This is a genomic window from Nonomuraea sp. NPDC051941, from assembly GCF_044593615.1.
Genome location: NZ_JBIUCF010000025.1, coordinates 176008 through 193835 on the forward strand (window position 1 = coordinate 176008; position 17828 = coordinate 193835).

Annotated in this window: 14 protein-coding genes; 8 read left to right on the forward strand and 6 right to left on the reverse strand. The window is 69.9% G+C overall.

The annotated features are described in order from the left end of the window. Positions 1–6: 6 nt before the first annotated feature. The 6 genes from ACIHFD_RS36500 (at position 7) to ACIHFD_RS36525 (ending at position 7410) form a co-directional block, all read left to right on the forward strand. Positions 7–2490, forward strand: a complete 2484-nt coding sequence (locus ACIHFD_RS36500; RefSeq protein WP_397370860.1) for a lantibiotic dehydratase — start codon at positions 7–9, stop codon at positions 2488–2490. After that, positions 2474–2596 carry a hypothetical protein gene (locus ACIHFD_RS36505; protein ID WP_397370861.1) on the forward strand — a complete coding sequence of 41 codons (123 nt, stop codon included), beginning with the start codon at positions 2474–2476 and terminating at the stop codon, positions 2594–2596. The genes ACIHFD_RS36500 and ACIHFD_RS36505 overlap by 17 nt, the downstream gene beginning before the upstream one ends. Then, positions 2589–3641: a lantibiotic dehydratase C-terminal domain-containing protein gene (locus ACIHFD_RS36510; RefSeq protein ID WP_397370863.1), complete on the forward strand. Its 1053-nt coding sequence runs from the start codon at positions 2589–2591 to the stop codon at positions 3639–3641. The genes ACIHFD_RS36505 and ACIHFD_RS36510 overlap by 8 nt, the downstream gene beginning before the upstream one ends. Then, on the forward strand, positions 3638–4714 hold the full coding sequence (locus tag ACIHFD_RS36515; RefSeq protein WP_397370865.1) for a thiopeptide maturation pyridine synthase: 1077 nt from the start codon (positions 3638–3640) through the stop codon (positions 4712–4714). Before ACIHFD_RS36510 ends, ACIHFD_RS36515 begins: the two co-directional genes overlap by 4 nt. A 951-nt stretch (positions 4715–5665) precedes the next feature. Continuing rightward, positions 5666–7099 (forward strand): MFS transporter, encoded by a 1434-nt coding sequence (locus ACIHFD_RS36520; RefSeq protein WP_397370867.1) that lies wholly within the window; start codon positions 5666–5668, stop codon positions 7097–7099. 161 nt (positions 7100–7260) lie between these two features. Then, the gene (locus ACIHFD_RS36525) at positions 7261–7410 is read left to right on the forward strand and encodes a hypothetical protein (RefSeq protein WP_397370868.1); all 150 of its coding nucleotides are present in this window, start codon (positions 7261–7263) and stop codon (positions 7408–7410) included. 463 nt (positions 7411–7873) lie between these two features. On the opposite strand, the gene ACIHFD_RS36530 is transcribed toward ACIHFD_RS36525, so the two are convergent. The 5 genes from ACIHFD_RS36530 to ACIHFD_RS36550 all read right to left on the reverse strand — a co-directional run bounded on the left by ACIHFD_RS36530 (position 7874) and on the right by ACIHFD_RS36550 (position 12484). After that, entirely contained in the window at positions 7874–8806 is a 933-nt protein-coding gene (locus ACIHFD_RS36530) for a GNAT family N-acetyltransferase (RefSeq protein WP_397370869.1), read from the reverse strand. 108 nt (positions 8807–8914) lie between these two features. Continuing rightward, a complete protein-coding gene (locus ACIHFD_RS36535) occupies positions 8915–9793 on the reverse strand; it encodes an alpha/beta fold hydrolase (protein ID WP_397370870.1) in 879 nt (292 codons plus the stop codon). A gap of 98 nt (positions 9794–9891) precedes the next feature. Beyond that, positions 9892–10050 carry a LuxR C-terminal-related transcriptional regulator gene (locus tag ACIHFD_RS36540; RefSeq protein WP_397370871.1) on the reverse strand — a complete coding sequence of 53 codons (159 nt, stop codon included), beginning with the start codon at positions 10048–10050 and terminating at the stop codon, positions 9892–9894. A gap of 479 nt (positions 10051–10529) precedes the next feature. Next, positions 10530–11111 (reverse strand): cysteine hydrolase family protein, encoded by a 582-nt coding sequence (locus ACIHFD_RS36545; protein ID WP_397370872.1) that lies wholly within the window; start codon positions 11109–11111, stop codon positions 10530–10532. Between the two features lie 128 nt (positions 11112–11239). Then, a complete protein-coding gene (locus tag ACIHFD_RS36550) occupies positions 11240–12484 on the reverse strand; it encodes an MFS transporter (protein WP_397370873.1) in 1245 nt (414 codons plus the stop codon). A gap of 135 nt (positions 12485–12619) precedes the next feature. On the opposite strand from ACIHFD_RS36550, the gene ACIHFD_RS36555 reads away from it, so the two are divergent. Then, positions 12620–13555, forward strand: a complete 936-nt coding sequence (locus tag ACIHFD_RS36555) for a LysR family transcriptional regulator (RefSeq protein ID WP_397370874.1) — start codon at positions 12620–12622, stop codon at positions 13553–13555. 319 nt (positions 13556–13874) lie between these two features. Here the strand turns inward: ACIHFD_RS36555 and ACIHFD_RS36560 are convergent, their stop codons facing one another. Beyond that, complete coding sequence (locus tag ACIHFD_RS36560) at positions 13875–14267, reverse strand: hypothetical protein (RefSeq protein WP_397370875.1); 393 nt, start codon at positions 14265–14267, stop codon at positions 13875–13877. Between the two features lie 3 nt (positions 14268–14270). Here ACIHFD_RS36560 and ACIHFD_RS36565 point away from each other — a divergent pair, with 3 nt between their 5' ends. Then, positions 14271–17312 carry an NACHT domain-containing protein gene (locus ACIHFD_RS36565; RefSeq protein WP_397370876.1) on the forward strand — a complete coding sequence of 1014 codons (3042 nt, stop codon included), beginning with the start codon at positions 14271–14273 and terminating at the stop codon, positions 17310–17312. The last annotated feature ends 516 nt before the right edge of the window (positions 17313–17828 follow it).

The following is a 17828-nucleotide window of genomic DNA, read 5'->3' on the forward strand; positions in this document are numbered from 1 at the left end:
CCGGACATGGTCTCGACGCGTCGTGGCCTGCCGGGACGCGTCGAGATCGACGCGGCTCGCCGCACGGTGGACGCGACCGTGGTTGCCAGGGTCGCCGCGCTACCGGTGACGGCGCTCGCGGAGCTGAGGTGCACGGCCACGTGGCGGAGCGTCCAGGAGATCCTCGCGGCCCGTGGCCGGCTGGCCGTCGGGGGACGGCGGCTCGCGGACGAACTGGAGCCGGTGATCGGAGCGGTCGGGCCGGGCCCGGCGCGACCGGCGCTGGTGGCGCTGCGGCGGGCGCTGTACAACGCAAGGCGGCCGGCGGGCCGTGCCTGGCCGGTGGAGATCGGTTCCGGCCTCGGTCCGCGCGTCGCGGCCTGGCTCACGGACCTCGATTGGCATGACGCGCTCGTCCGACAGCTGCCGGACCTGCTCGATCAGGAATGCCGGGGCACCTACGAAGTGCTGCGCCGGTGGGTCGGCACCGACGCCTTCGGCTACGGCGTGCTCCAGGCGGGACCGGCGATGTCCGCCGCGCTGCGCCAGTGGCTGGCCTCGCCGCCCGGCAGCGCCCCGCCGCGCCAGGTCGCGCTCCGGCTCACCAGGTACCTGGCCCGCGTCGTGGCGAAGACCAGCCCGCACGCCACCTTCATGATGGCGGCTCTGGGGCAGTGGAGCGAGGACGGCGAGCCGGTCCGCTGGGACGGGCCATGGGCGTGGCGGAGCGCTGTCGAGCCGAACGTGCCCCTGCTGCTCCGGCTGCTCACCGACCTGGCCCGCGCCGACGGCGGGCTCGCCGCCCTCTTCGAGGTCAGGCCCAACCCGAGCCTCGAGGAGGACGACGGCCGCCTGTGGTACGTGACCGGCCAGGAGGACGCGTACAGCGGCATCGCCGCGTCTCAGCCGCTCCGGCGGCTGCTGCGCCCGCCGTACGACGACCTCCGTACCCAGGCCGGCGGCGCGCTCGGCCGGCTGGTCGACCTGGGAGTGCTGGAACTCCACCCCCCGGTCGCCGACCAGGCCGCCGCGCACCTCGCCGACCTGACCGATCGGCTCGGCACACATCCGGCGGGCAAGGCGCTGGCCGCCGTACAGGAGGCGCTCGCTCGTTACCCGGAGGCGGCCGGCGTGTCTGAACGTGAGGCGCTGCAGCGGAAGGTACGGTCCGCGTTCGCCGAACTTGCCGGAGACGATACCGATCGCCTGCCGGACCGCAACCTTTTCCACGAGAACGCCGTGGTCACCACACCCGGCCCGCGGCTGGGCCTGGCCGCCTGGCGTCCCGCCCTGGGCGATCTGCATGCGATCGTCGACTTCGCGGCGGTCTTCGATCGTGATGGCGTCGCCCGGCTGCTCGCCGCCGACCTGTTCGCGGAGTGGTTCGGCGCCGGCGCGCAGGTGCCGTTCGGGCGGTTCCACCGAATGCTCGCGCAGCGAACCCATCCGGCCGCACCCGGCACCCCGGCCGGTGAGCTGCACGCGCTCATGTACCCGTGGCAGGAGCGACACCCGCCCGACCGGACGCCCGCCGTGCCCCGGCTCGACGAGCTTCGAGCCGCCCGGACGGCGGCGCTGGCCGCGGTGCGCGAGCTGCTGCCCGAGACCCCGGACGCGCTGACCATCGACCCGATGGTGCTGGCCGGTCTCGCCACCGACCGCCCCGAGTTCGTCCGTCCAGTGGGGTCGCTGTCCTGCTTCGTGCAGACGATCAGCTCGCCGGACGCCACGCCGGTGCGGCTGGTGCTCAACGGTCTTGGCCCGGGGCACGGCGCGATGCGCAGCCGCGTGCACCGCCTGCTGCGGGTCGCCGGAGTTCCTGCCGGCGAGAACCGCCTGCTCGGGACGGAACGCGGCATGCCGGTGGAGATCACCGGGCTGTTCGGCAGCAACGTCAACCTGCGTTCCCCGGTGGCGGCCCAGGAGATCGGCTATCCGGGCGTGGCCCCGAGCGGCCCGGCCACGTTCGACCTGCGGGACCTGGCCGTCCGGCACGAGTCCGGCGCCGGCGGCCTCGTTCTGGTGCACGCCGGGCACGGCACCCGGCTCCGGCCGGTGTACACCGGGATGGTCGCGCCCATGCTGCTGCCGCGTACGGCCCGCCTCTTGCTCCAGCTCTTCGGCGACATGCCCAGCCCGGTGATGGAGCTGGCGTCGGTCTTCTCCCGTCCGCCGGAGTCGGTGCCGGCTCGTGTCGAGCGTACGGCCCGGGTGTCGGTCGGGCGGGTCACCGTAGCCCGTGCCGCCTGGTATGTCCCGGTGCGCGAAATCCCGCGCCGGGGCAAGAACTCCGCTGCAACGCACCTGCTCGCGCTCGCGGCCTGGTTCGCCGAGCGCTCCCTGCCGGAACGTTTGTTTCGTCTCCTCGGGCGATCCCGGCGCGCCGGTCCGCGAAAGGCTGCACATGGTGCGGCTCGCCAAACCGACCTATCTCGATCTGGCCGACCCCGCGCTGGTCACGCTGTTCGATCGAGGGCTGGACACGAGCGGATCGGTGGTCGTCTTTCGTGAGCTGCTCCCGGACTTCGAGGCTGCGCTCAGCCTGGAAGGAGACGGCGGCCACCCTGACCACCGCCGCCACGTGACCGAGTACGTGGTCGAGGTAGGCCATGCCTGACCGCTGGATCTCGCTGCACGCCTTCCACCAGGCCGGCACCGACCTGCTGCTCGGCACGGCCGTCGACGGCCTGGTGCGGGAGCTGGACGGACGGCTCGACCGGTTCTTCTTCCTGCGGTACTGGGAGGGCGGCCCGCATCTGCGGCTCCGCCTTCTGCCGCGCGTCCCCGACGACGCGGTGATGATCGAGAAGCGCGCAACAGCCGTGCTGGAAGAGCACCTCGCGGCGTATCCGACGACGGTCGCGTGGGACCGCGAGCGCTACGCGCTGCTCGCCCAGGAGTTCGCCCGGCAGGAGGGCCTGGTCGCCTATGACCACCGGCTGCGGCCCGACGACCACGTGGAGGCCATCGCCTACCGGCCCGAGTACGCGACGTTCGGCGGGCCGCAGGCGGTCGCCGCCGTCGAGCGGCACTTCACCGACTCCAGCCGGATCGCGCTGGCGATCCTGCGCGGCGAGCACGACCACCGGCGGCGGCTGGGCCACGCCCTCGCCGCGATGATGCTCGCCCTCGTGGCCTGGGAACCCGACCCCCGCCGCCTGGGCCTCCTGCTGGCCCGGGAACGTGACCGCTGGGATCCGGCACCGGCCCGCGCCCGGCAGGTGGAGATCTTCACGAAACAGCGCGAAGCCCTCACCGCACAGGCCGAACGGTGCCGGCTCATCGCCGCCCGCACCGCCTCGTCCGAGAGCCACGCCCCTGCTCCCTCCGACGACGCGCCGCCCCCGGGCGGTGTCGGCGACGCTCACGACTCGCTCGGCGCATGGTGGCGCTCGATCGACACCCTGCACCGGCGCCTTGTCGCGCTCCAGCGGGCCGGAGGCTTCTATCCGGTCCGCGGGGAGGGGGCATCGCGCCCCCCTGACCCCGTCGGCGTCGACACCTCGGTGGATGCGGAACGCCACGACGTCCTGATCGTGCTGAACCGGTGCGTCCACCTGTTCTGCAACCGGCTCGGCCTGTCGATCGTCGAAGAAGCGCACCTGCGCTACCTGACCGCCGTCACCCTGGACGGGCTGGCGCAGAAAGAGGGAACCTCGTGAGCAACCTCCCCTGGCACAGCATCCAGATCCGCTACTACGACCAGGACAAGGACGGACTGATCCTGGACTGCGTCCGCCCGCTGCTCGAGCATCTGGACGGCCTCTTACAGCAGCCGTACCTCGTCCGCCACTGGCGCCAGGGACCGCACCTGCGGCTCAACTTCCGCGCGACCCTGCAGGACTGGGAACGCGAGATCCTCCCCGTCGCGACCGAAACGATCAACAAATATCTGCGCGAGCACCCGTCCACCACCCGTCTCGACGAGCACGAGCAACTCGCCGCCCACCGCCTGCTGGTCGTACTCGAGCACGAGACCGGCCCGCTGCAGCCCTGGTACCCGGACAACTCCCTGCAGACCGAGCCGTACGACGACCGGCTGCGCGTCTTCGGCGGCCGGCCGCTGGCGAACCTGATCGACGCGGCCGCCGCGGAGAGCACCCGGCTCGCCTTCGGCACGCTGGACAAGGTCCGCCGGGGCGAGCTCGCGCTGTTCGCGGTCGCCATCGACCTCATGATCGCCCTGGCGCACGTGAGCGTCCCGCCGATCGGCCGCGGCTACATGTCGTACCGCTCGCACGCCGCAGCGGCCGCCTCGTCCTGCGAGAACCGGGACGCGCTCACGGCCGCGTTCGAAGCCAGGTATCGCAAGAACGCCAGGGAAATGCGCGCGACGGTGGTCAACCTGGTCGCGTCGATCGACGCGGGCGACCCGGCGCCGCACGTACGCGACTGGATCGCCTTCACCCACCGCCAGAAGGAGATCGCTCTCCTGCTGCTGGCCCGCAAGGAGATCGACCTGGACGTCCCCGACCAGCCGGTGGCCGACCGCCGCCACCCGGTCGACTACTTCGACGTGCTCATGTCAACCGACCGGTACCGCACCGAGATCCTCGAATCGGACTGGTTCCTCGCCCACCGCCTCGTGGTCAACATGCTCTACGCGCACCTGGCCAGGCTCGGCATCACCCCGATCCAGCGGTACCTGTTCTGCTATCTGATCGCCTCCGCGGTGGAGGAGGAGTATGGCGTCTCCCCTCTGGAGAAGGCCCGCGATTACCTGCTCAGCGGCTGAGTCGCCTTCGGCGCATCCGAACGGAAGCCACGGTAAGCCGCTCGACTCTGCTCTGTTGACGGGACTTCTCGTTCCGACGCTCGTCCAACTGGGCGTACAGCTCACTGGTCTCGGTGGAGGCGTGGCCGAGGCGGCGGCGGCGCGCTTGCGCTTGCGGCTGGCCGGCGATAGGTCGGCGAGCTCGGCCAGGTAGGCGCGGCCGAGTTGCTCGGCGATGACCGGATCCACCGTGTCGGCCTCCACCATCGGCCGGGGTTGCCAGATAACCGGAAACGAAGCGTCCCCACCGAGCGGCGGTCGCCCGCTCGCGCTACGCCCGTGATCGCTGTCTTGCCAGCTAACAACAGTCATCCCGCAACCAACCCGGCGTCCTATTCCCGAAACTGACCCCAGCCACAAGTAGCGATGGGGTAGCTGGATTTTAAAGGGGTTATTCCGCTACTGGACAAATCCCGCTCGCTATGGCCTTGCACCGATGAGCATGGAGACATCTATCTCATTGTGCGGAGGGCCATTTTATGTCCTCCCCATCGCTAACCCCACTGACCTGGGACGCGACATCTCGGAAGCAGTTTTTTCGACTTTTCGAGCACCTGTGGCAGGCCATTAGGGTGCACATTCATGGAATCGACTTTCCGATCGGCCGAAGAACTCGCGGCCGCCATGCGTGCGCGTGAAGTGACCTCGGCAGAACTTACCGACGAGGCGACCGCCCGCATCGAGCGGGACGACAAGGTGATCAACGAGATCTGTGTGCGGGTGTCCGTTGCGGGCGATCACTCCCAGCGGCCCGCAGCTGCCAGGGGTGCAGGTCGGTGCGCCAGAACCGCTGGTCGCCCAGGTCGGCGAAGCGGGCGCGAACCAGTGGCCGAGCATCGAGAAGATCCCGCACACCATTGACCGCGTTCAAAGGCGTGAGACCAGTAATCAACTGCTTGAGGAGAGATTCGCGTGAAAGCGTTGCTCACCCTGACCTGCGCAGGTCAGTTCATGGTGCTGCTCGACAACACGATCGTCGGCGCCGCCCTGCCTGACATGCAGCAGCGGCTCCACACCGGGCTGACCGGCCTGCAGTGGATCGTCGACGCCTACGTGCTGCTGGTGGCCATGCTGCTGCTGTCGGGCGGCGTCTTCGCCGACCGGTTCGGCCGCAGGCGGGTGTTCCTGGCCGGGGTGGTGGTGTTCACGGCCGCGTCGGTGGTGTGTTCGCTCGCGCCCTCGATCGGCTGGCTGATCGCCGGGCGGGTGCTGCAAGGCGTCGGGGCCGCAGCGCTGAGCCCCGCCTCACTGGCGCTGCTCGCCGCCGCGTATCCCGCCCCGAGGGAGCGCGTCAGAGCGATCGGGCTGTGGGCCGGGTTCAGCGGCATCGGCCTGGCCGCCGGACCACTGGCGGGCGGGATCCTGGTGGAGTCCTTCGGCTGGCCCGCCATCTTCCTGGTCAACGTGCCCATCGGGGCGGTCCTGCTGCTGGCCGGGCTGCGCGTGCTGGAGGAGTCCCGCAACCCGAGCGCACCGCCGATCGACGTCCCCGGCACGGTCCTGTCCGTCGCGGGCGTGGGCGCTGTGACCTACGGCCTGATCGAGGGCGGTTCCCAAGGCTGGACCTCGCCGGTGATCCTGGGCAGCTTCGCCGCCGGACTGGTGCTCCTGGCCGCGTTCGTCGTGGCCGAGGGTCGTGTGTCGACGCCGATGCTGCCGCTCCGGCTGTTCCACCAGCGGCTGTTCACGGCGTCCAACACGGCGATGGTCGTGGTCGGGTTCGCGCTGATGGGGTCGTCGTTCTTCTTCTCCCAGTTCTTCGTGTACGTCCAGGGCACTTCCATCCTGGTCGCCGGGCTGCGGACCCTGCCCACCTCGCTGGCCATGGTGATCGTCAGCCCGTACGCGGGCCGGTTCGCGGCCAGGTACGGCTTCCGCGTCGTCGTCAGCATCGGCCTGGCACTGGCCGGGCTGGGGCTGCTGGCGCTGGGCTTCGTCCACGCCGATACCGGCTACGGGAACGTGTGGTGGCGGCTGGCGGTCGTCGGCATCGGGTTCGCTCTCACCATGTCGCCGCTGACCGGGGCCGCCATCCAGGCGGTCAGCCCGCAGGAAGGCGGCCTCGCCTCGGGCGTCAGCAGCACCACCCGGCAGATCGGCGCGGTGCTCGGCGTGGCGGTGCTCGGGGCGATCGTTCACACGCGGGAGTCCGGCGGAGCCTCCTTCGAGTCCGGCCTCAACAGCGCTTTCCTCGCGGCAGGCGCCGTGACGCTGGCCTGCGCCGTGTTCACCGGCCTGTGGCTGACCGCGGCCCGGACGCCGCGGGACGTCCGGGCCGAACAGTCAGCAGGCCAAGCAGGCAGTGAGCGGCCGCTGACAGGTCCTCCCAGCCGGCCCACGTCTTGAGCCGCTCGGCGTAGGCCTGCTGGGTCATCCGCAGCCCTTCGGTGCCGAAGAACACCTGCAGCGGCGAACGAGCCGCCGGTTATGAGGCTAAGAGGACTTGCGACTCGAGGTCGAGTCGGGTGGTGGGGTTGGCGGCCGGCAGGGTCAGGTTGAGGATCCAGTTGCCGAACCGGCGGATGACGTGGGTGATGTACGGCGAGATGGTGGCCGGCAACCCGTCGTACGCGCTGCGCCGGGTGATGGGGTCGACCAGCAGCAGCCGGGCCGGCCTCGCCGGGCTCCGGCGTCGACCCGGCTGGACACCATCGTGAAGAATCCGCGGTTCACCTCGGTGCGGATCTTCTTGGTCATCTCATCCAGCGTCGTGTAGCCGGGCAGCTCGCACTCGGCGCGAACCAGCTCCTCCAGCACCACCCCTCCGGCAGGCCGATCATCTCTCGGATGTGCTCGAAGACCACTGCGGGGACGTCCTTGAGCTTCGGGGAATATCCCAACCGCTGACAGGCCTTCAACCACCGGCAACGCCGGCAGATGCTGATCATCCTGCGTCTTGCTGCGAGTCCACTCCACCTCGGCCGCCGACGGAGTGAACACCTCCGCCAACTCCCGCGCCGATACCGCCCGCGCAAACGTCGGGTACGCCTTCCGATCGATCGACGCCCCAGCGTGAAGTCAGGAGTTCAACGACCGGCGATCAAGAGCGCGGCCCGTTTCCGCCGTATTCCGGTGGCACCCGTAGTGATCTGGCTTGGCGCCTGATCTGGGTAGCTGCCCTTAGGGCCGGAGGTCGTTGGACAGGTTGATCCGGATCTCCGTGTTGCGGTATCCGGCGCGCCCGAACGCGGGCGCCATCGGCGCGTTGCCCACGTCGGTGGTGGCGGTGATGCGGAGCTCTCCGTTGGCCGCGTGGATGCGGGTGATCTCGGCGAGTATCTCGTCCACGTAGCCGCGCCCCCGGAACTCCGGGACCACCCCGAGATACCCGACGTTCACGTTGTACGGCGTTGCCGAGGGGATCGCCATTCCCGCCACCTCGCCCTCGTGCGTATAGGCGATCCGCCACCACTCCCGCTTGCCCGGCGCCCTGAGATAGAAGTCCATTTCTTCGCGCGCGGTCGCGTCCACGCCCTTGGCTGCCAAGTTCGCACGAGTCTGGGCGTCCAGGCTGCCGTCGGCGATTCTTGTGAATACCGTCAGGAACTCCTCGTCGGACGCCTCGGCGAACCGCAGCACGCCGGTCGCCGGGGGCACCCCGTCGGCGGGTGTCCACTCGAACTGCAGCCGCTCCACTTCCCGGGTGAGGCCGGCCGCGTGTGCTGCCGCCCGCCGCCATTCCACGGCCATCGAGGTGGCCGGATCGTCGCGCCAGCCGCCGGCTGCCTTGATCGCGTACTGCACCGGCTGCGGGAATCCGGTCAGCGCGGCCCTGATCAGCTCGGCGGCGATGGCGGCGCGGTCGCCCATGGCGGGATCCACGTCGAGGCAGTCGAGCGCTACCGGGTGTGCACTGTCCTTCGGCCCCCACCACAGCGCCCGTCCCACGACCTGGTCGTCAACCTCGGCGATCCACGTCCATTCCGGCCGGTACATGTTCTCGGCCAGATCTGCGAGGTAACGGTCGGCGGGGATCCAGCCGACGGGCTCGGCCACGCTCCACCTGGTCACGTGGTCGAGGTCGGCCGGAACGGTAGGGCGGTAGGAGATCATCGGCATAAGCTAAAGTCCTTTGTCATCATTTGAGCCAAATGTCCGGTCATTCCTTGAAGCCCGGCGCCGCCCCGCTCAGGGGCGGCGCCCAGGCCCTGGGCAGGGCGATCATGTCGCCGTATGCGCGAGGATCGCCGTCGCCAGTTCCTCGTGCACCTCCACCGGCAGCGTGTGCCCCATCCCCTCCACCATCATCAGCCGCGCCCCTGGGATCCGCTCCGCGATGAGCGCGCTGTGACCGGGTTTGGCGGGCTCGCAGGTGCCCTCGACGGCCAGGGTCGGCGCCTTGATCTGGTCCAGGACGCCCACCGGCTCGAAGTCCGGGTTCGCCGCCGCGGCCCGGCGGTGATTGGCCACGGCGGACAGATCGCGGGCCCGGTCGTAGATGTGTTCTTGCAGCAGGCGGGCGGCGTCCTCGTCGAAGGGCAACCCCGTCCCGTGCAGGACGCGCTGCTCGGCGATCATGAGGTCGATCTGCTCGCGCCGGCTGGCGGGCGGCGGGCTCGTGACCAGCGCACGGAAGAACTCGACGAACTCCGGCGCTGGCGGTGGCAGGCTGCCTTCGGGCTGCGGCTCGCCCATCAACGCCCGCATGATCACCGCGCCCTCAGCGCCGCCGAGCGGCGAAGAGCCGATGACGGTGAGTGTGCGCACCCGCTCCGGCCGCTCCACCGCGATCAGCTGGCCGAGCAGCCCGCCCGCCGAGTGGCAGACCAGATGAGCGCTGTCCAGGCCATGCGCGTCCATCACCCGCAGTACGTCGTTCTTGATGTCGTCCCATGTATAAGGCTCCTTGTCGAAGTCGATGGTGTCCGAGCGGCCGGTGTCGCGGTGGTCGTATCGGATCACGCGCCGGCCACCGGCCGTCAGCCTGCCGATAAACGCGTCCGGCCACAGGACGCCCTGCGACATCGAACCCATGATCAGCAGGATCGGCGCGTCCGTGGCGGCGCCGAACTCTTCGCTCCAGATGTTGTTCTCAGGCATGTTCAAAGCATGTCCTGTCCCGCTACTGGTGCCTTCTGTAGAACTACTAGGGACGTCAGTTCAGTACGGGTGCCGACACCTACCTTCGGATAGATCCTTTAGAGGTGATCCTCGACCGTCCGCGGGCTGAGAAAGAGCCGGACGGCGATCTCCTTGCTGGACAGGCCGTCGGCGACCAAGGTCTGTCTGGTCAGTGCTCCTGCGCGGCCCGTACTCGGGCACTTATGTCCGAGCTGTCTCGTCAGCTTGGTGAGCAAAGATCAAAAGGAGCTGGGTGTCGGCGAAGGGCGACGGTCGACGCCGGCGGACGCGGCCGCCGGAGCCGCCCACGCGTACGACACCATGGAGCCGTCATGTAGGTGGCCGTGTGACGCAGGGCTTCTTTCTCCTGCCCGCTAGATCCAGCCGCGCTCCCCCGGTGCCGTCCTGGGGAAACACCCGCCACCTCCGCCCTGCAGGCCTACTCCGCCCACACCTCCGTCACGTCCCTCGCCAAGTACGCTCGCGTCTCCCCCGAGGCCCTGGCCCGCTGGCAGCAGGACCGCGACCCGCCGCTGACGGGGCGCAGGGCGAGCCCAACCCTGCACAAGGGTGTCAGAACTCCTCATTTCTGCGAGCACGACCCCACGAGCCGAAAAGATGCTCTGGGAGCGAGGCAGTCACATATCGTCAGCGGCCAGAACCGAGGCCTGGCCGCTGACGCGATCCCCTAACGGTCGCTGATCATCATTGACGGTTATGCCCTGCCGGTCTTTGCCCGATCACGATGGCTTTCGTGCAGGAGCGACCGCAGTTCGGCGGTGTCGATGATGTGGGCCAGTCTCGGGAAAACGCTGGTCATCAGGGTCTGGTGGACTTGCGGGTCCGGGTCGGTGACGCCGTCGGAGAGGACGTAGAGCTGGTAGTCGCGGTCGGCGGCATCAGCGACGGTGGACAGTACGACGCCGCTGGTCGCGATGCCGGCGATGACCAGGGTGGTGATTCCGCGATCCCGCAGTTGCCGGTCCAGGTCTGTCGTAGACAGCGCGCCGTAGCGGGTCTTGCGGACGGTGATGTCGCCGGGCTCCGGGGCAAGCTGATCGTGAAAGGCGCTGTCGGGCTCCTCGTGGTGCATGAGGTGCTGCTGGCCGAGGAAAGAGAAGGTCTTGTTGGCCGGTGGGATCGCCGCCCAGTCGGCTTCGGTGAATCCGACCCGCACGTAGGCGATGGCGGCGCCGTGCGCTCGCATGTCGGCGATGGCACCGGCCACTCGTGACAGCAGCGATTCCGGGTCGGCCAGGCCGGGGAGCGAGGCCAGGATTCCCTGCTGGTAATCCATGATGAGCAGTGCGGCCGTCCGGGGGTCCAGCGCCGGGGGTGTGACGGTCATTTTTCTCTCCTTGGGTGATGAGGGGCGCCCTGGCACGCGAGATCGCGTGCCGGGGCCGACTACACGTTGGCGGCCCGTTAGGTGCGGCTGGGTGTCGGCTCCGGCTCGGCGAGGGGCGCCGCGGCGCGCCGGGGAAGCAGCAACGGGGTCGCCAGCAGGAGCACGCCGGCCAGGCCGATGGCCGTGCGCGGACCGAGCAGGCCGCCCAGCACGCCGCAGGCGGCCGTCAGGAGCGCGGTCGAGGCCTTGGTCGTCACCGTCCAGGCGGACAGCGTGCGGGTGATCCGGTCGGGCGCGGTGCGATCGAGGCGGTAGGTGGCGTAGACGGGATTGAAAACCCCGCAGCAGAAGATCAGCCCGAATTCGACGCCCATCACCAGCAGCAGCCCGCCGGTCCCCGGCCCCAGGAAGACCAGCCCGGCGGGCCAGATCGCGCGCAGCGTCCCGGCCACGACCAGGACCCGGTGCTGCCCGAACCGGGTGACGAGCGGCCGGGCCAGCCGCGCACCGAACAGCCCGCCGATCGCGGGCGCGGCGAAGGCGAGGCCGTACTGCCACGGTGTGAACCCGAGCCGGCCGAGCATCAGGACGGCCAGCAGCGCGTCGGTGGCCATCAGCAGGCCGTTGAACAGGGCGGTGTTGAAGAACAGCGGACGCAGCGTCGCGTCGGCGAGGATGTACCGCCATCCGTCGAGCAGGTCCCCGGCCCGCATGCGCGCGGCCTGCCGGCGCTCGGGCCTCGGTTCCTGGCCGCCCGCCGCGCGGATGCACAGGGCCGAGAGCAGGTAGCTGACCGCGTCGGCCACCACCGTCACCACCGGACCGAGCAGCCCGATCGCGGCACCGCCCAGCGGCGGTCCGATGACCGTGGTCGTCCAGGCCGTCGACTCGAAGCGGGCGTTGGCGACGAGCAAGTCCTCGGCCGGCAGCAACGTCTTCAGGTAGGCGCCGGAGGCGGCACGGAAGGTGATGTCGGCCGCCGCGACGACGACCGAGACCAGCAGGAGCTGGACGAAGGAGAGCACGCCGAGCGCGAACGCGGCGGGAATCGTCAGCAGCGCCGCGAACCGCACCAGGTCCATCCCGATCAGCACCGGCCGCTTGCGGCGGAACTCCACCCACGGGCCCAGCGGCACCGCCACGGCGGCGCCCACCAGAGCCCCCACCGAGGACAACGCCGCGACCTCGGCCGGCCCGGCGTGCAACACCTGGATCGCGATCAGCGGGAACGCGCCGAAGGCGAGCCACGTGCCGACCGCGCTGGTCCCGAACGCTCCCCAGAGCCACCCGAACTGCCGCCCCAACCGGTTCCCGCTGCGCATGCCCGCCGCTCCTCGCCACTCGCTCGCACAACTGATTTGTGATCGCATGCATCAAAGCGCGCGCCGCACCAGGGGATCAAACAACTTCAGGGCCTTCAGCTACAACGAACAGTTGTATCTGTAGAGTGTGTCCGCATGGACCTCGACACCGTCCGGACCTTCGTCGCCGCCGCCGACGCGGGGCAGTTCCAGGAGGCCGCCGCCGAGCTGGCGGTCACCCAGCAGGCCGTCTCCAAACGCATCGCCGCGCTGGAGCGCAACCTCGGCGTGCGGCTGTTCACCCGCACGCCGCGCGGCGCCGAGCTCACCATCGACGGGCAGGCGTTCCTGCCCCACGCCCGCGAGCTGCTGCGCGTCGCCGAGCGCGCGGTCGCGTCCGTGCGTACCGACAGCCGTCCGCTGCGCGTCGACATGATCACCTCACGCAGCGCGGCATCGGGCCTGATGCGCGGCTTCCACCGCGCGCACCCCGAGATCGACCTCGACGTGGTGATGCTGTTCGACATCGAGACGGCCCTCGCCGCCATCCGGTCCGGTGCGATCGACGCGTCCTTCCGCGCCGTCGCCATGCCCGGCCGGCCCCTTTCCGAGGACATCGAGTCCGTCCGGGTGCTCGACGAGCAGCTCCAGCTCCTCACCGGGCCCGCCCACGCGCTGGCGGGCGCCCGGTCGGTGACCCTGACCCAGCTCGCCGGGCACCGGATCTGGATGCCCGGCCTCGTCCCCGGAACCGAGTGGGCCGCCTACTACGACGACCTCGTCGCCGAGTTCGGCCTCACCATCGAGGCGACCGGCCCCAACTTCGGCTCCGACGCGCTCCTCGACACCATCGCCGACACCCCGGCCCTGGCCACCTTCATGGGAGAGCAGACCCGCCTCGTCTGGCCCGCCGGCCACGGCCTGCGCCGCATCCCAGTGACCGACCCCACGCCCGTCTACCCGCACTCGCTCCTGTGGCACCGCGACAACCCCCACCCCGCGCTGGCCACCCTCCGCGCCCACCTCGCCGCCACGGCGGCCGGCCACGGCGCCGCCGGGACCTGGGCGCCGGACTGGGCAATCCCGCGCTGAACGCCGCCTCGGCGGGCCGGACCGCTGAACCGAAATTCAGGAGGCAGGCGTGGCCATCGGCACACTCCGGCCCTGCCCCCCGTAGACCTCATATGAGGCATGAGCAGGCACGTTAAGGCGCTCAACCAGGGCAAACAGCCGACGTCACCGAATCGTCGTCAAGATCAACTTTCTAGCACCAAAACCCGGTCCGATCCTCCCTGGCTGATTGATCTGCCCGGAGGGCTGGTCGTGGTGGGATGGGCGTTATGACACCCCGCGGTGGAGATCGCTCGAGCCCGGTCGGTGCGATGACACATGCCGCCCGCGCAGTCCTGGGTCAACCGTCCTCCGGGGACGCGTCGGGCCGGCCGCGGTCACGCCGCCGGCGGGCGTCCTGGATGGCGGTCGTCAGCGCCGTCACGGCGGTGGCCAGTTGCACCAGATCGGTGAGGAGATCAACGAAGCTCATGCGGCGAGCATGCGGCTGTGCGCTGGCGGCGTCCTGCTCGATCTCCTCGGCCTGCAAAACAGTCCGCAGGTCAGCGCCCTGCTTCCAGGTGGAGGAAAGTGTCCGGACCGGACCCGGCCAGACGTTCGTGGGCGGCAACGGATGACCGGCCAGCGAGGCGACCCACGCCGCTGGTTCGCCGACCGGCTCGGCGAAGGGCTGCGACTGTGCGGCCGCAGCAACACCCAGATCGCCCAGCGGGCCACTGCGATCCTCGAACACCGGATGAACATCACCGGTGGTGGCGCCGCCCGGAAGGCCCTCGGCGGCGGGGGGAGGATCGTCGTCGATCGCAAGCGGATCAGCGCGTGGTCCACCGGTGCGGACCTTCCGCAGGATCAAACCGTCCTGGAGGCGGTGATCAAGGCGTTGCTGGAGGCCCTGCGCAGGCAGCAAGAGCAGGGTCGGCTTGACGCCGGCGAGATAACCGGGGGCCTGCTGGATGACCGGGCCTGGTTGTCGTGGTGGCGCGCGGCCCGCGACACCCCTCGAAATGAGCCGTGGCTGGAGGCCTATCTGGATGCCGCTCGCCGCGCCGCCGAGGCTCATCCCTACCCAGGCGTGCTGCCCGGCGCCCGCTTACCGCCGCTGTCGCAGGTGTACGTGCAGCAGCGGAGCCGGCCACGGCTCACCCCCGACCAGGAGCACGCCAGCCGTGCGACCGGCGTAGAGGCCGGTGCGGACACCTCTTACGCTCCTGGTGCGTTTTCCGGCTCGCCCGCAGTGCGGCTCACAGCCGAGACGGTCGTGTCGGCCGATCATGACGTGCTGCTGCTGGGCGGGCCCGGTGCGGGCAAGTCCAGTCTGCTGCGCCATGTCCTGATCACCCTGGCCGCGTCCACAGGGAATGGCGAGGCCACCGTTGGCGAGGTTCCTGTCTATGTGCCCGCCGCCTACCTGACTCGGCGCGGATTGTCATTCGCCGAGCAGCTTGCCGCCGCAGCGCGTGACGAGCTGTCCGGGCGGCGGGTACCACCGTTGACCGCGGACGTCTTCGACCGCCCGCCCCGCCCTGCCTCTCGCTGGCTGGTCCTGCTAGACGGCTTCGACGAGATCACCGACGTACGGCAGCGCCTCCAGCTGACCCAGCTGCTGGGCGAACATCGCGCCGGCCCTTACCGGTTCGTGCTCACCAGCCGCCCGCTCCCCGAACAAGAGCTGGGACCGCTGGAGCGGGACCTACACCTACGCGTCTATGAGCTGCTGCCCTTTGAGCCCAGGCAACTGCGGTCCTTCGCCGAAGGTTGGATGCGCGCCGCCCATGACCTGGACCCCGCGCAGCTACCTGACCCCGAGGCGGCGGTGCACGGCTTCCTCGCCCAGGCGATGCGGCCGCCCCTGGCGCAGCTGGCCCGCACTCCGCTGCTGGCCACCATCTTGTGCCAGCTCCACGCCGCCGGACCAAGCCGGGCACTGCCGCACGACCGCTCCAGCATCTACCAGAACTTCCAGCATCTGTTACGGCAACGCCTGAACGATCCCGACATACCCGAGCTGCCAGATGCGATCCTCGCCGCCCTGGGCCGCATCGCCGCCCGGCGGCATCACCGGCATGGCTGGGACGACGATCCGGAGTCTGATCTGCTGGCCGAGGTGCTGCACGCCACCGACGGCCTGGGCCCGCCGGGCATGCCTCCGCTTGACTGGACAGCACGGCGCGAGCACCTGCTCCGCCGTACCGGCCTGGTCTCCGCACGCGGCGGCACCTACACCTTCATCCACCAGACCATCGGCGAGTTCCTGGCCGCCCACCACGTGGTCGCCGACGCCCGGCTCAACAGGCAGGCGTCCTGGTATCTGTGCGGCTGGCGAGGCACCGCGGGCCTGGCTGGTTTGTCCTCTTATGACCGTTTCCTCATCGCCGCTTGGCTGGGCGGCCCGCTGGGAAAGCCGCCTCCTCATGCACCACCACGGCTTACCACGGCTCTGCACCGCTCGGCGGGCTGGAGCATCGGCGCCGAGTACATCGCACAGCTCGCCGCAGATGGTCTCACGCTGGCCCCGCAGATCATCGACACAGCCACCGGCACCCTGAATCGGCTGGCCGCCGACCCCGCAAGGGCCGGCCACGTCCGTGTCGATGCCGCGAGGGCGCTGGCGAATATGAGCGACGGGCAAGGCCGCAATTTGCTGGCCGGACTGGCCGTCGACCCAGCCCTGAACGGTAAGAGCCGCATCACGGCGGCATGGAAGCTGGCCGAGTTGGACGACCCGCGAGGCTCCGATCTCCTGGCCGCACTGGCCACCGACCCCACTTTGGACACGCGGGACCACGTTTCAGCGGCCTTGTCCCTGGTCAGCCTGAGTGATTCACGAGCTGCCGATCTGCTGGCCGCGCTGGCTACCGGCCCGGCCCAGCGCGACGGCGACCGCCTTACGCTCGCGCAGTCGCTCACCGCACTGGCCGACCCGCGAGCGGCCGAAGTGTGGGCCGCGCTGGTCGGCGACCCCGCATTGGCCGGGGACAGACGGATCACAGCGGCGCGAGAACTGGCCGAACTGGATGGCAGGCAGGCCGTGAAAGTGTGGGCCGCACTGGCCAGCGACGCTGCCCTGCCCGGCACCACCCGGGCCACGGCAGCGCGAGAACTGGCCGAACTGGATAGGCCGCAGGGTTCCGATCTCCTGGCTGCGCTGGCCACCGACCCTATCCTGGACGGCCACAGCCGTGTCAGGGCCGCGCGGGAACTGGCCGGGCTGGATGACGAGCGAGCCGCTGGTCTGTTCGCCGCGCAGGCTGCCGACCCCAACCTGCACGACTTTGACCGCGTGGCAGCGGCAGAGGCACTGGCCGAACTGACCAATCAGCGGGCCACTGAGGTTTGGGCCGCACTGGCCGCCGACTCCACCGTGCACGGCGGCGACCGCGTCACAGCCGCACGGGAGCTGGCCGAACTGGACAGAGGGCGAGCTACCGGCCTGCTCGCCACGCTGGCTGCCGACACCAACCTGCACGATCTCTACCGCGTGGCGGCGGCAGGATCACTGGCCGAACTGGATGATGTACAGGGCTCTGCCCACCTGGCCGCGCTGGCGACCAACTCCGCCCTGGACGATCTTTACGGCATGGCGGCGGCAGAGGCACTGATCGAGCGGGCTGATCAGCGAGCTACCAAGCACAGCCTGCCCGGCCAGCACCCAGCTGACGAGATGCGGCACCTGACATATAGGCGCCGCTGGCGCACCCGAGCCGTCGCCTGGATCATCAGGCGGACTGGCAGAGTCCCACGGCGGTTTCTCGTAGAGAACGGCTCTTCCACGAGGTAATGAGGACGACGGTAAGTGCCCAGGCATTAAGGCTGGGCTTCTCCCTGAACCTGGCCCCGGGCTACCCAGACCGAACCCCGGGCCACACCGAGGACTTCTCACGCGCTGTGACCAGCGGAAACGCCGATCCTTTGGGCCATATGACTCGACTCTTACCAGCGGGCCGTCTAATGCGCTCTCGCGGAACACGAGACGGCCCAGCGCTACCCCGACGCCGTCGAACAGGCCCACGCGGAGCGCGTCGCCCGCCACGAAGGACTCCAGCTCAAGTAGCCGGTGCGAGTGCTCTTCCGCCTCGGCGGGAAAGCCACGTCACCGCAGGTCAGGGTTGGGTCCGTTGGATTCTGCTCTGTTGCTACCGGGACCCGGTACGTGATGCCGGTGATGGTCGGCCACCCCGACACCACTGGCGAGGGTCAGTCGCCGGCCTCGCCCTGAACGCACGCAAGAGGCCCGCCGGATGTCAGCGGCGGCGTCAGGACGGCGACAGCCCGGTATCAGAGCGGTCGGCGATCG

Excerpts from the sequence above, each read along its gene's own strand:
- ACIHFD_RS36535 (WP_397370870.1), bottom strand. The coding sequence starts at position 9,793 with ATGCCTGAGAACAACATCTGGAGCGAAGAGTTCGGCGCCGCCACGGAC.
- ACIHFD_RS36530 (WP_397370869.1), bottom strand. The coding sequence starts at position 8,806 with ATGATCTCCTACCGCCCTACCGTTCCGGCCGACCTCGACCACGTGACC.
- ACIHFD_RS36545 (WP_397370872.1), bottom strand. The coding sequence starts at position 11,111 with ATGGATTACCAGCAGGGAATCCTGGCCTCGCTCCCCGGCCTGGCCGAC.
- ACIHFD_RS36550 (WP_397370873.1), bottom strand. The coding sequence starts at position 12,484 with ATGCGCAGCGGGAACCGGTTGGGGCGGCAGTTCGGGTGGCTCTGGGGA.
- ACIHFD_RS36500 (WP_397370860.1), top strand. The coding sequence starts at position 7 with ATGGTCTCGACGCGTCGTGGCCTGCCGGGACGCGTCGAGATCGACGCG.
- ACIHFD_RS36555 (WP_397370874.1), top strand. The coding sequence starts at position 12,620 with ATGGACCTCGACACCGTCCGGACCTTCGTCGCCGCCGCCGACGCGGGG.
- ACIHFD_RS36510 (WP_397370863.1), top strand. The coding sequence starts at position 2,589 with ATGCCTGACCGCTGGATCTCGCTGCACGCCTTCCACCAGGCCGGCACC.
- ACIHFD_RS36565 (WP_397370876.1), top strand. The coding sequence starts at position 14,271 with ATGAACATCACCGGTGGTGGCGCCGCCCGGAAGGCCCTCGGCGGCGGG.